The sequence below is a fragment of the Candidatus Accumulibacter cognatus genome, from assembly GCF_000584975.1.
Taxonomy (GTDB): domain Bacteria; phylum Pseudomonadota; class Gammaproteobacteria; order Burkholderiales; family Rhodocyclaceae; genus Accumulibacter; species Accumulibacter cognatus.
In genome coordinates this window covers 1-12,952 of sequence record NZ_JDST02000117.1, presented here as the reverse complement: position 1 = coordinate 12,952, position 12,952 = coordinate 1, and the positions used below count along the sequence as shown (strand labels likewise).

Here is a 12,952-nt window from a genome sequence, read left to right as displayed (position 1 = left end):
AAGTCCGACAGGCTGCTAGCGGCAAGTTGGCCGCTCGCTGGCGGCAATTGCCGGGCGGTTGTCCGCTCCTCGGGTCTAGCGCAGCAGCTTGCCGGCGCGATTGAGGATGGTGATGTCAACGAAGCGCGAGCCGGCGTGCCGCTTGGGCGAAAAGCTGATGAAGACGCCGCCGGCGTCATAGCTCTTGAGTGCTTCAAGGGTATCGCGCAGCTTCTTGCGAGTCGGGTTTGGTCCGGCACGGCGCAGTGCTTCGCCGAGCACCATGGCACCCAGGTAACCTTCCACGAAGGTATGGTTGAGCGTCACGTCACGGGGCTTGAACTTCGCAAAGTTGTTCTGTATTTCCCGGATCAGCGGAACGGTTTGACTGTTCGGATCCGGAACGACTTGCGTCAGTGCCAATCCCTCCGCCTTTTCGGCGCCAATTCGCTGTACGATCTGGGCCGCATCGGTAGTCGAAAGCGCGACATATTGGGCGAGATTTCCTGCCTCGCGTGACTGTTTCAGAAACTCGGCGCTGGCCGCGGTATTGGCAATCAGGATGACAGCCTGTGGATTGGCCGCAGCGATGATCTTGACGGCGGCGCCGACCTCGGTCGTGTTTTTCGCGTAGGCGCCCTTGGCGGCCAGGGTGCCGCCGGCGTTCTTGATCGCCTGCTCGGCGCTCTGCAGCACGCCCTGGCCAAAGGCATCGTCCTGATAGAGGATGGCAAAGCGGGTGTAACCGGTGGTGATGTACTGGTCGGTGATCTTTTCGATTTCTTCTGCGTAGCTGGCACGGGTCATGAACAGAAACGGGTCGTTCCTGCGCACCAGCGATTCGGTTCCTGTACGCACGGCAACTAGTGGAATGCCGGCTTCACTGAGGATCTTCTGGTCGAGAATGGCCTCGACGTTGCCCGTGCCGACGAAACCGATGAACGCCAGAGGTTGCGATTCCTTGAGCATCTCGCGGGCTAGCCGAACCGTCTCCTCGCTTTTGTAGCCATCATCCTTCGAGAGCAGTCGAATCCTGGCTCCGTGGATGCCGCCTTCGGCGTTTATCGCGTCGAAGTAGAGTTGTGCCCCGGCTCGCATGTGTGTTCCTGTGGGCGCCAGAGGGCCGCTGAATGCGGCAATCTGGCCGATGACGATTTGGGCAGCGCTGGGCAACGCCAGAGCGAACAAGATGATCGCCAAGGTCGCGCGAACGAAGGAGATGAGCGGCATGGTCCAGTCCTCCTGATGCAGTTAAGCATGCCGAGTGTAGGACTTGCTGGCGCTGCTGTCGACGGTCTTGTTCGCTGCGGCAGTCAGCGCCTGCGGTAGGGATGAACCTCGAAGCGGAAGAGTTGCGGCAACTCGTCGTCGATGATGACTTTCACCCAGCCCATGAGCGGGTAGCCAAAGGTCTCCAGGCGAGTGAAGTTGGTAATCGGCAGCTTCGTCTTCGGATGGCGCAGTGGCTGGTCGATGCGCTGCCAGTGAGTGTCGCCGTGAACCAGCAGAACCTGGCCAGAATAAGCCAGGGTTTCGGTGCGCAGGGTTTCCAGCAGATCCCGGTAGCCGGCGTGCGTCAGGCCGGCCGCGTGGTGCTTGAAGCCCGGGTTTGCCTGCATGACGATGACCATACCGGCGGCCTGTTCTCGCCGTGCAACGGCAAATCCCTGTCGGAGCCAGTCGATGAGCAGGGGATTACGCGCCAGATATTCGTCGCTGGGCATGCTCCCCAGGCCGAAATGGTTGTTCGGACCGGGAACGTTGAGCGACAGGAAGAGTACCGGGCCAAGACGCCAGCGCAGGTGCTCCGGGGCCCTGGCCTGCTGTTCGACCGGCAGTGTCTGCCTTCCCAGCGAGCGTGGTTCTGCGAAAAACAGCTCGCGCAGCTTCTGCAGCCGCTCAAGCGGATCAAAGTGGCCGGCAGCCAATTGCCGACAGTCGGTCCATTCGTTGTCGCCGACGACGTAGAGTAGCGGCACACGCGACGCAGCGAAGAGCGTGTGCCGGTCGCGGAACAACTCATCGCTGCAGATGGTTCGGCTATCCTTGAAGTCGCCAGCATGGACGATCAGGCCGGGGTGCTCGTCGGCGATGTCGTCGAGCATGCGTGGTAGTTTGCTGCGCTCGTAAGCGTTGTACGGGGTATCGCCGATCACTGCGAAACGCCAGCTTTCCGCACTTACCGAACCAGCAAGCCACAGGCCGGAAAGCAGCAATGCGTATGCGCGGAAAGTCATCGAAGCAGCGATTTGAGTTCGTAGAGGGCGTCGAGCGCTTCGCGGGGAGTCAGTCGATCAGGATCGAGCGAACGTAGCCGCTCGATGGCCGGAGGAGAGGGAGGCTCCTGCGCTTCTGCGGCATCGGCCAGAGCCGTGGCAAAGAGATCGGGTTGCAGGGGATTGATCGAGGCCCGCTGCTCGAACTCCCGCAACTGTCGCCGGGCTGCTTTGACGACCGCGGAGGGAATTCCTGCCAGTGCGGCGACCTGAATCCCGTAACTCTGGTTGGCCGGGCCTTCCTCGACGGCGTGCAGAAAGACGATGCGCTCGCCGTGCTCGATGGCGTCCAGATGCACATTGGCCAGGTCCGGGTACTCGTTCGCCAACAGCGTCAGCTCGAAGTAGTGGGTCGCGAACAGCGTCAGGCAACGATTTTTTTCGAGCAGATGGCGACAGATGGCGAAGGCCAGCGCCATGCCGTCGAAGGTCGAAGTGCCACGTCCGACTTCGTCCATCAGCACCAGACTGTTTTCGGTGGCGTGATGCAGGATGGCTGCCGATTCGGTCATTTCGACCATGAACGTCGAGCGCCCGGCGGCGAGGTCATCGGCGGCGCCGATACGCGTGAAGATCTGGTCGAGCGGGCCGATGACTGCGCGTGATGCCGGCACGTAGCTGCCGACATGCGCGAGCAGGGCAATCAGCGCGGTCTGGCGCATGTAGGTCGATTTGCCGCCCATGTTCGGGCCGGTGATCAGCAACAATCGCCGCTCGTCGCCAAGGCGCGTCTCATTGGCGATGAAGCCGCCGCTGCCATCAAGCTGGTCTTCAACGACCGGGTGCCGACCGCCTTCGATCAGCAGCCCCGGCTCGGATGAAAACAAGGGTCGGCAGTAGTTGCGCCTCTGTGCGGTATCGGCGAATCCGCTCAGAAGGTCGAGGCCGGCAACTGCCTGGGCGATCTGCTGCAACTGCGGCAGATCGCCCAGCAGGGCGGCGAGAACGCCTTCGTAGAGCAGCTTTTCACGTGCCAGGCTGCGCTCCTGCGCCGACAGTGCCTTGTCCTCGAAAGCCTTGAGTTCCGGTGTCAGGTAGCGTTCGGCGTTTTTCAGGGTTTGCCGGCGGCGATAATTGTCGGGTACTCTGGAGGTATTGGCGTGGCTGACTTCAATGTAGAAGCCGTGCACACGGTTGTACTCGACCTTCAGGTTGCTGATCCCCGTGCGCTCGCGTTCACGCGCCTCGAGCTCGACCAGAAAAGTGCCGCAGTGGTCGTTGATGGCGCGTAGTTCGTCGAGATCGGCGTCGAAGCCTTGGGCGATGACCCCACCGTCGCGGATCAGTGCGGCTGGTTCAGGCAGGATGGCGCGACTCAAGAGGTCAAGGGCGGTGTTCGGGGTGGCCAGTTGCGCATGCAGTTCGACAAGGAGCGGGGCTGCCGCCGTGTTCAGAGCCATTGCTGCCAGCGGCGCGCGCAGTTCGCACAAGCGCTGCAGACTGTCGCGCAGGCCCGACAGATCGCGTGGGCGAGCGCTGCTGAGCGCGATCCTGCCAGCGATGCGCTCGATGTCGGCAAAACCGCGCAGCGCTCGTCGCAACTCATGCAGCGTACGGCCACCGTCGTCGAGCAGCATTGACACCGCTGCGTGGCGCGCGGCCGGGATGGTTGGGTCTCGCCAGGGATGGTGCAGTGCATGTCGCAGCAGGCGCGCGCCCATGGCGGTGATGCAGTTGTCGAGCAGGCTGCACAGCGTCGGCGACGGTTGGCCACGCAGGGTTTCGGTGAGTTCGAGATTGCGTCGCGTCGCCGTATCGAGCCCGAGGAAGGTGGCGTCGCGTTCGACGATCAGAGCCCGCAGGTGCGGCAGGGCGCGCGTCTGGGTGGCCTTCGCGTAGCGCAACAGGGCGCCGGCAGCGGCAATGGCCGGGCGCAGAGCATCGGCACCGAAACCGGCGAGTGAGCGGGTGGCAAAATGCGTACAGAGTTCGCGGCTAGCGGTCTCGACGTCGAAATGCCAGTCCGGCTGACGCGTCAGCGCCACTTCGGGAGTGATGGTGCTGGAAGCCAGTGCGAAGCTTTCCGGCACGATGATCTCGGCGGGACGGACGCGTTCAAGCGTGGAGGCAAGCTTGCCGGGTGCTACTTCGCAGACGCGGAAGTCGCCACTCGCCAGGTTGATCCAGGCTAGGCCGGCAAGTTGCTTGCTGGCGCACAAGGCGAGCAACAGCGTGTTGCGCTTCTCGTCGAGCAGGGCCGCGTCGGTCAGGGTGCCAGGCGTGACGATACGTGTCACGGCACGCTCGACCGGCCCCTTGCTGGTCGTCGGATCGCCGATCTGCTCGCAGATCACGACGGATTCACCTAGCCTGACCAGCTTCGCCAGATACTGTTCGACGGCGTGGTAGGGTACCCCAGCCATCTTGATCGGCTGTCCTGCCGACTGGCCGCGTGTCGTCAGCGTAATATCCAGCAGCCGCGCTGCTTTTTCCGCGTCGTCGAAGAACAGTTCGTAGAAGTCGCCCATCCGGTAAAACAACAGGATGCCCGGATGTTCGGCCTTGATGCGCAGATACTGCTGCATCATCGGGGTGTGCCGGGAGAGGTCGTCCTTTGCCATACCCATGGAGTTAGGCGGAAACTGTCTGATCGGCGGCCCCGGCTGCTCTCTCGGGAGAGGTTCCGTTATCAACTGCCAGGACTTCGAGCAGCGTCACCATGCCCTGAGCCGCGTGTTCGAGGGACTGTACGTCATCCGTCGTGACATCGCCGGGGGCCGAGCGCAGCCGCTGATGGATTTCGACAATGTGTTTGGCATGAAGCAGCAGGCGTCCACGGATCGCGTTGAGTTGCTGTACCTTGGCGATGCTGGCGGCGCGCAGTTCGGTGAGCAGTTCATCTCGCGCTGCTTCGCTATGGGCGAGCTCGAGCTCGCGTTGGGCAATCATCTCGTTCATCGACGTCTTCCAACAATCGAGGAAGTTGGCCCGGTGTTCAAGCAGCGCGTTCAGTGATTCCGCCATGGCGTTGATTTCGTCTCGTCCGCCGGGCACTGCCGGGACGCGCGCGGTCGGCGCACCATAGGCGAGGTCGTCGAGCAGGCCGGCCATTTGCCGAACCTTGTGAACGATGCGCGAGGTCAGGGTGATCACGAAGATCAGTGCGAGGGCAAGCGCGCCGTACATCGCGATCAGACCCAGGTGGACGCTGGCTCGCGAGGAGTCGGCGATGGCTTCGACACGGGCGGCCATCATCTGGTTGGCCTGATCGACGTTGGCCGTGATCAGCGGAGCGATCTGCCTGGCGGCAGCGTCCACCTCCCTGGTCAGCGTCACGATGCTGGCGCGCTGTGCTACCAGCAGCAGGAAACCCTGCTGGTAATCGAGCAACAGGCTGGCGAGAAGCGTCTTGTCGGTTTCGGAAAGTGGCGATGCCGCGATTTGGGAGCGGATCGTCCTGGCCATTTCCACCAACATCGTGGCGTAGGCCTCATCGCCCCGAAGCAGAAAATCTTTCTCATGCCGTCGGAGCTTGTAGATGTTGGTTTCCAGATGAGGGACGTGATGGGCCTTGAGAATCGCCTCAATACGATGTGCCGCATCCCGGAATGGTCCCATGCCACCACCGACCTCAGCGGACTTGAGTGCGGTGTCGGCATAGGGTTCGAAGGTTCTGGCGTAGACGAGCAGCTCGGACAGCAGTTTTTGTTTCACCGTTGCCTGCAGTCCTGAGCCCTGAACGAGTTGGCGAAACTCCTGGATCAGTTTTCGAACCCGATCCCGGTAAGCCGGATCCTTGCGCAAGGCCAAGTCTTTTTCGCTGCGACGAATTTGCAGCAGAATGGTATACAGTGGGTCGACGTAATACTGTGCGGACAATTCCTGCAGGCGATGGACCTTCTGGCGGAAAGCGCCCTGAATGCCGGAGTTTTCATCCAGCCCGATGCTTCGCCAAGCCTCGGCGACGGTGCGGAAACTCTCCTGATAGGTGGTCAGTAGCCTCTGGAGTTGTTCGGCTGTCTGCCGGGAGTGTTGATCGACAGCTGCCAGTGCTGTCACCTTGGCGCGCATGACCTGCAGATGCTGATCGACCTCTTCGGCGAAGTGCTCCTGGCGCTGGATCAGGAAGTCTTTCTCTGCATCGCGTGCGGCCGCCATCTCGATTTCGATTTCGAGAGCCAGCGATTTGCGGACTTCGAAGACGCTGTGGAGTTGCTGATAGTCATCGAGTACCGACTTCAGGGTCTGGTGGTAATGCCAGACGACGCCGGCGAACAACAGGCCGACGACGGCGAAGCCGAGCCCGATTTTCTCGCCGATCCGGAATTTACTCCAAACCTTTTCCATATTTCGCTCCTGGTTGGTGAGAGATTTCGTTTCTTCTGCGGAAGTTGCTTCAGCAACTCACGAGTCTTTCCTCTCCAGCACTTGGGAGGGGCGTCGGGGGGTGAGGAAAACGGTCAAGGCCTTCATGATCCGGGGTGTCTGAAATCGCCATGACCGTTAGGGGGAACGGGTGAAGGGCTATACCAGCTGTTTTGCACAGGTGGCTTGCCCCCGGCGTCAGCAAGCCACCAAGCACCGCACGGAAAAGTATATCTGTAGTGACGAAGTCCGGTCCACTCCTGGTTTCCATACGGCCACGAATGACAGTGTTGGTCCACAGGGTAATCAATCACTGGTCGATAATCATGATAATCATGAGCAAGGAGGGGTATCGTTGCGACGGTAGGGTGGCGGAACTGCTCTTGCTGGGCAGGCTCCGGTTCCTCCGGCCAGTGTCGGTAAATCTTACAGGTACTAGCGGAAAAACTGGGAGTGATTTTCCAAGTCATTGTTTAGGCAGTACATGGTTTGAAGGCATATATATTGCTTAGTGGTTTTTGGGCTGCTTGCTGCACGTCGCCGTGTGTTTGGCCAGCCAATGCGGCATAGTCGGATTTGCCCACTGTGGTGGCGGCATGGCCGTAAACACATCATGCCTCTACTTCGACCCCACCCACTGGAGACCATGACATGAAATCAAGAATTCTCTCTAATGTCGCGGGTATTGCCCTGGCATGCTCGGCATTCGCCTTGTTCACTCAGGCTGCACAGGCGCAGACCGTCAGCGCGCCGTTCGCCGCCGACTATGTGCTTGCCGATCTTGGCCCAGTTTCGTCACTTCCCTTTCCTTATGGCGGACTCACTTTCAAGGCAGGAGACCCGAGCACCATCCTGATTGGTGGCAACGCCAACACGGCTGCGGGCTTGCTGTATTCGATCAGCGTCGTGCGTGGTGCCGACATGCACATTACCGGCTTTTCTGGCAGCGCCACAGCCGTCGGCACGGTTGGCGCCTTCAACGATGGTGGCGTGGTGTATGGTCCAGGTGGCGTACTGTTTACTTCACAGTGGCCGGAAAACAAGCTCGGGCAAACCAAACCAGGTAGCACTGGCGAGGACAAGGTGATCGACCTCGCTCCGCTCGGTGTTGCCGGTTCCCATGCCGCACTCAATTTCGTTCCTGGAGGTTTCGGCGGCGCGTCGCAGATGAAACTGGTTTCATGGGGGGGCGGTGAATTCTACACGGCAGCCTATGCCCCGGATGGCAGCGGGACCTTTGACATCACCAGCGTCACCCAGGTCGACCTCGACTCGTCGACACTGGCCATGGATAACCTGCCGGGTGGGCCGGAGGGCTTCGTCTATATCAAGGCGGGCAATCCGGGCTTTCTCGCCAACGCGATGCTGGTTTCGGAATTCTCAGATGGCAACGTGGTTGCGTACGACCTCGATAGTGAGGGCAACCCGCTGGTCGCGACGAGACGTGAGTTGGTTATTGGGCTGGTCGGAGCGGAAGGTGCTGCCATCGATCCCTTGACTGGCGACTTCCTTTTCTCCACCTTCGGAACTGCCGAAGACCGTGTGGTCGTGCTGCGCGGTTTTACCAAATTGCCGCCGGCCCTGCCGGAACCGGCCAGCGTGTTGCTCTTTGGTCTGGCGCTGGCTGGCCTGACGCTGATACGAAGCGGATCTCGCTGCCAGGAAACGAGACTGGCGAGACTGGCGAAATAAAACCTGTCGAAGGCGACCGCCTGTGTGGCAAGCCAACGGCCGCCGATGAGGTTGGACAGGCAACGCCGCAATACTGGTCAGATTGCTGAAAACGGGGGATTGGCGGAACGCCCCTGAGGGGCTTCCGCCCTACGGTTTCTCGCGTACTACCCGCGTGGCGAGTGGCAGGATCTCCCGATTGACTGCGCATATCAAGATCCGGGATACTGGCATCGGGGCCAACGGAATGTCGGACCTCCTGTCCTTCATCACCAGGCCATTTCTGAACAGTGAGATATTCGAATGAAAGAGACATCATTCATGGCCACCTTGCTCATCCTCGCCACGGCATCCGCGACGGCGCAGGTCTCGGTTTCGGTGGGAGGTCCGGGTGGAGTCGATGTGAAAACCGGCGGCACCGGCGGGGTGAGCGTAAACACCGGCAATGGCACCAACGTCAATACCGGCAAGACTTCCACCCATACCAAAGGCAATGCCGTGTATGTGAATCCCGGCCAGAGTTCGTCATCGATCACGCATTCACCAGGCACTACCGTCACTACCCGCAAGGGCGATGATGATGCCATTGGTATCAGCGTGGTCAATGGCAATGTGACGATCGACGGGGTGAAGGTACCCCCTTCGGCAACCAGGTGGACAGGCAAGGACGGCACCAAGTACCGCATCCAACGCTCGGGCAAGGGGAACGTCAGTGTCGAAGAAATAGATGACTGAGCGCGCGCGGTCTGAGGACGAACCTGCCCGCGAAGTCACCGATTTGCCGTTCCCTTCGTTCGCCCGCCTCATCCACTGACTTGCCAATACCCGGCCGTGGTGGCACGCATGCGGGTCGTGCCCATGAGCTGATTGATGCCTCAGCGTAGCGAGGCGTTGATCTTTTCCAGCACTGCCGACCCTGGGCACAGCTCTGCAGCGCCGAGAGTATTCAGGGGCAACAGGACGGTATCGAGTTCCTGGTGCAGGTCACAGGCGTTGCTGTCGAGGTAGAGCAGGCCAGTGATCAGCTCGCCACGTGCGGCGTGTTCCTGAACGTAGCTCATCGCCCGGATCCGGTCGCTGGCATCGTAGTCGGTGTGCAGCTTGCGCAGGCGGACCACCGAACCGTCGTGCTGGCGTACCTCGGTCACTTCGCCGGCGCCGTACTCGGCGGTGATTTCCTCGCGCTGCGGGAAGAAGTCCAGGCGATTGACCGCCTCGTTGTGCTCGCGTACGTAGTCGTAGCTCTTGGTGCTACCACCATGGTTGTTGAAGGCGATGCACGGCGAGAGGATGTCGATCACCGCCGCACCCTGGTGGGCCATCGCAGCGCGGATCAGCGGCACTAGCTGGGTCTTGTCGCCGGAGAAGCCGCGCGCGACGAAGGTCGCCCCCATGACCAGGGCGAGCGTGACCAGGTCGATCGGCGCGTCGTTGTTGGTCTGCCCCTTCTTGGACTTCGAGCCCTTGTCGGCGGTTGCCGAGAACTGGCCCTTGGTGAGTCCGTATACCCCGTTGTTCTCGACCAGGTAAGTCATGTTGACGCCCCGGCGCATGACGTGCGCGAACTGACCGAGGCCGATCGATGCAGAGTCGCCGTCACCCGAGACACCCAGGTAGATCAGTTCTCGGTTGGCCAGATAGGCGCCGGTTAGCACCGAGGGCATGCGTCCATGCACGGTGTTGAAACCGTGCGAGTTGCCCAGGAAGTAATCAGGCGTCTTCGACGAGCAACCGATTCCCGAGAGCTTGGCGACGCGGTGCGGCTCGATGTCGAGTTCCCAGCAGGCCTGGATGATGGCGGCCGAGATCGAGTCGTGGCCGCAACCGGCGCAAAGCGTCGAAATCCGGCCTTCGTAGTCGCGGCGGGTGTAGCCGACACGGTTCTTGGCGAGCGAGGGGTGGTGCAGCTTGGGTTTGGCGAGGTAGGTCATCTCAGGCCACCATGTCGTGTCGGAGCGGGCGCACGTTCAGGCGCGAAACGCGCTCAGCGATCTCCTGGGTGATGAAGCGAGCGGTAATCGGCGTGCCGTCGTAGTGCAGTACCGAAATCAGGTTGGCCGGGTTGACGCCGGCCTCGTTGACCAGCAGCGTCGCCAGTTGCCCGTCGAAGTTCTGTTCGAAGACGAACACCTTGGAGTGCGAGGCGATGAAATCGGCAATCTCGTTCTGGAACGGGAAGGCGCGGATGCGCAGGGCGTTGATGTAGATACCCTGCTCGGCGAGAGCGTCGAGTGCTTCCTGCATGGCCGGACCGGTCGAACCGTAGAAGAGGGCGGCAAAGCGCGCCGGGTACTTGGCGGCGCAGAGCACCGGCAGCGGCAGCAGCGACTTGGCAGTCTCGAATTTCTGGCGTAGCCGCTGCATGTTGTAGATGTAGTCAGCACCGGCTTCGGAGTAGCCGGCGTAGGCGTTCTTGGTGGTGCCGCGGGTGAAGTAACCACCCTTGGTCGGGTGTGTTCCGGGATAGGTGCGGTAGGGAATGCCGTCGCCGTCGACGTCGAGGTAGCGACCGAAATCAGTACCGGCGTCAAGCGCCTCGCGGGTCATCACCTTGCCTCGATCGTATTCTTTGCTATCGTCCCAGGCGAATGGTTTGCAAAGCCGCTGGTTCATGCCAATGTCGAGGTCGGTCATGACGAAGACCGGTGTCTGCAGGCGCTCGGCGAGGTCGAGTGCCTGCGCCGACATCTCGAAGCATTCATAAGGGTCCTCGGGAAACAGCAGGACATGCCTGGTATCGCCGTGCGAAGCATAAGCGCAGGCCAGGATGTCGGCCTGCTGGGTGCGTGTCGGCATGCCGGTGGATGGGCCCCCGCGCTGCACGTTGATCAATACTGCCGGGATCTCGGCGAAATAGGCCAGTCCGATGAACTCGCTCATCAGCGAGATGCCGGGACCGGAAGTGGCGGTGAATGAGCGTGCGCCGTTCCAGCCGGCGCCAATGACCATGCCGATCGATGCCAGCTCGTCTTCGGCCTGCACGATCGAGTAGCGATGCGCACCGGTTTCCGGGTCGATGCGGAGCTTCTGCGCGTAGCGTTGAAATGCTTCGGCGACTGAAGACGAAGGAGTGATCGGATACCACGCACAGACCGTCGCACCGCCATAGATGCAGCCGAGTGCGGCGGCACTGTTGCCATCGACGAAGATGCGGTTGCCGACACCGTCGCGGCGTTCGACCTTGAGCGCGATCGGCTTGAGGCTGGAGCGTGCGTAGTCCATGCCGAGTTTGAGCGCTTGGACATTGGATTCGAGCAATTTCTCCTTGCCCTTGTACTGTTCGCCGAAGAGCTTCTCGATTTCGGCCGGGTCGATGTCGAGCAGGGTGGTCAGTGCGCCGACGTAGAGGATGTTTTTGAACAACTGGCGTTCGCGTGCGTCACTGTAGGCCTGATTGCAGATCTCGGTGAGCGGCATGCCCAGGACGTGGATGTCGTCGCGGAACTTCGCGCGCGGCAGCGGTTTCGAGCTGTCGTAGAAGAGGTAGCCGCCGGGGTCGATTTCCCGGACATCCTGGTCCCAGGTCTGCGGATTCATGGCCACCATCATGTCCACGCCGCCGCGGCGACCGAGATAGCCTTGCTCGGTGACGCGTACTTCGAACCAGGTCGGCAGCCCCTGGATGTTCGAAGGAAAGATGTTGCGAGGCGAGACCGGTACGCCCATGCGCAGGATGGCGCGGGCGAAGAGCTCGTTCGCCGATGCCGATCCCGAGCCGTTGATGTTGGCGAACTTGACCACGAAATCATTGACTGCTTCGATCTTCTGCATTCTCGTTCCTTAAGCGCTTGCTGTCTGCGTACCGGCACTGCGACAGCCGGCGCCCGCGTGTGTCATCTCGAGCAGAAACTTCTGCATGTCCCATGCGCCAGTCGGGCAGCGCTCGGCGCAAAGGCCGCAGTGCAGGCAGACATCCTCATCCTTGACCATCACCCGTCCGGTCTTCAGCGTTTCCGAGACGTACAGATCCTGGCTCGGGTTGAGTGCCGGGGCGCGCAGCCGCGGGCGCAGCTCGTTCTCCTCGCCGTTGGCGGTGAAGCTGATACTGTCCATCGGGCAGATGTCCATGCAGGCATCGCATTCGATGCACAGCTTCGGCGTGAACACCGTCTGCACATCGCAGTTCAGACAGCGCTGCGCCTCCTTGGCAGCGAGTTGCGGGTCAAAACCGAGTTCGACCTCGATCTTGATGTTCTTGAGTGCCGCACTGATGTCGCGCAGCGGTACGCGCAGACGGCGGTCGACCGAAATGGCATTGTCGTAGCGCCAGGCGTGAATGCCCATTTTCTGCGGAACGAGACGGGTTCTGGGGGCCGGTCGAACGGCCAGGTCTTCGCCATTCAACATGCGGTCGATCGAGACTGCCGCCTCGTGGCCATGCGCGACTGCCCAGATGATATTCTTCGGGCCGAAAGCGGCATCGCCCCCGAAGAAGACATTCGGCAGGGTCGATTGCAGCGTTTTTTCGTCGAGCTTGGGCAGCCCCCATTTGTCGAACTCGATGCCGATGTCGCGCTCGATCCAGGGAAAAGCATTGTCTTGGCCGACAGCCACCAGCACCTCGTCGCATTCGAAGTGCGCATCGGGTTCGCCAGTCGGGATCAGGCTGCGCCGTCCGTGCTCATCGAATACCGCTCGCACCTTCTCGAAGGTGACGCCGGTGAGGCGGCCACTGTTGTGGGTAAAGGCCTTGGGGACGAGATTGTTGAGGATCGGGATGC

Annotated in this window: 9 protein-coding genes; 2 read left to right on the top strand and 7 right to left on the bottom strand. The window is 61.2% G+C overall.

Annotated features, from left to right (window positions below; translation table 11 throughout):
• Nucleotides 1–75 precede the first annotated feature (75 nt).
• The 4 genes from AW06_RS18385 to AW06_RS18370 form a co-directional block, all read right to left on the bottom strand.
• On the bottom strand, nt 76–1,209 hold the full coding sequence (locus AW06_RS18385) for an ABC transporter substrate-binding protein (protein WP_034953243.1): 1,134 nt from the start codon (nt 1,207–1,209) through the stop codon (nt 76–78).
• Nucleotides 1,210–1,292: 83 nt separating this feature from the next.
• On the bottom strand, nt 1,293–2,216 hold the full coding sequence (locus AW06_RS18380; protein ID WP_273704874.1) for a metallophosphoesterase: 924 nt from the start codon (nt 2,214–2,216) through the stop codon (nt 1,293–1,295).
• Nucleotides 2,213–4,816, bottom strand: a complete 2,604-nt coding sequence (mutS, locus tag AW06_RS18375; protein ID WP_034953241.1) for a DNA mismatch repair protein MutS — start codon at nt 4,814–4,816, stop codon at nt 2,213–2,215. Before mutS ends, AW06_RS18380 begins: the two co-directional genes overlap by 4 nt.
• Nucleotides 4,817–4,826: 10 nt before the next feature.
• Nucleotides 4,827–6,542 carry a HAMP domain-containing protein gene (locus tag AW06_RS18370; protein WP_034953239.1) on the bottom strand — a complete coding sequence of 572 codons (1,716 nt, stop codon included), beginning with the start codon at nt 6,540–6,542 and terminating at the stop codon, nt 4,827–4,829.
• Between the two features lie 669 nt (nt 6,543–7,211).
• On the opposite strand from AW06_RS18370, the gene AW06_RS18365 reads away from it, so the two are divergent.
• Nucleotides 7,212–8,252 (top strand): hypothetical protein, encoded by a 1,041-nt coding sequence (locus AW06_RS18365; protein ID WP_138678204.1) that lies wholly within the window; start codon nt 7,212–7,214, stop codon nt 8,250–8,252.
• Between the two features lie 300 nt (nt 8,253–8,552).
• A complete protein-coding gene (locus AW06_RS18360; protein ID WP_034953237.1) occupies nt 8,553–8,966 on the top strand; it encodes a hypothetical protein in 414 nt (137 codons plus the stop codon).
• 140 nt (nt 8,967–9,106) lie between these two features.
• Here the strand turns inward: AW06_RS18360 and AW06_RS18355 are convergent, their stop codons facing one another.
• The 3 genes from AW06_RS18355 to AW06_RS18345 all read right to left on the bottom strand — a co-directional run.
• Entirely contained in the window at nt 9,107–10,162 is a 1,056-nt protein-coding gene (locus AW06_RS18355) for a 2-oxoacid:ferredoxin oxidoreductase subunit beta (protein ID WP_034914303.1), read from the bottom strand.
• Nucleotide 10,163: 1 nt separating this feature from the next.
• Nucleotides 10,164–12,002 (bottom strand): 2-oxoacid:acceptor oxidoreductase subunit alpha, encoded by a 1,839-nt coding sequence (locus tag AW06_RS18350; RefSeq protein WP_034953234.1) that lies wholly within the window; start codon nt 12,000–12,002, stop codon nt 10,164–10,166.
• Between the two features lie 9 nt (nt 12,003–12,011).
• Nucleotides 12,012–12,952 (bottom strand): 4Fe-4S dicluster domain-containing protein (locus tag AW06_RS18345; protein WP_034953231.1); only part of this gene is annotated, 941 nt, incomplete at its 5' end.

Coding starts and splice junctions, on each gene's coding strand:
- AW06_RS18360 (WP_034953237.1), top strand. CDS start 8,553: ATGGCCACCTTGCTCATCCTCGCCACGGCATCCGCGACGGCGCAGGTC.
- AW06_RS18350 (WP_034953234.1), bottom strand. CDS start 12,002: ATGCAGAAGATCGAAGCAGTCAATGATTTCGTGGTCAAGTTCGCCAAC.
- AW06_RS18370 (WP_034953239.1), bottom strand. CDS start 6,542: ATGGAAAAGGTTTGGAGTAAATTCCGGATCGGCGAGAAAATCGGGCTC.
- AW06_RS18365 (WP_138678204.1), top strand. CDS start 7,212: ATGAAATCAAGAATTCTCTCTAATGTCGCGGGTATTGCCCTGGCATGC.
- AW06_RS18385 (WP_034953243.1), bottom strand. CDS start 1,209: ATGCCGCTCATCTCCTTCGTTCGCGCGACCTTGGCGATCATCTTGTTC.
- AW06_RS18355 (WP_034914303.1), bottom strand. CDS start 10,162: ATGACCTACCTCGCCAAACCCAAGCTGCACCACCCCTCGCTCGCCAAG.
- mutS (WP_034953241.1), bottom strand. CDS start 4,816: ATGGCAAAGGACGACCTCTCCCGGCACACCCCGATGATGCAGCAGTAT.
- AW06_RS18380 (WP_273704874.1), bottom strand. CDS start 2,216: ATGACTTTCCGCGCATACGCATTGCTGCTTTCCGGCCTGTGGCTTGCT.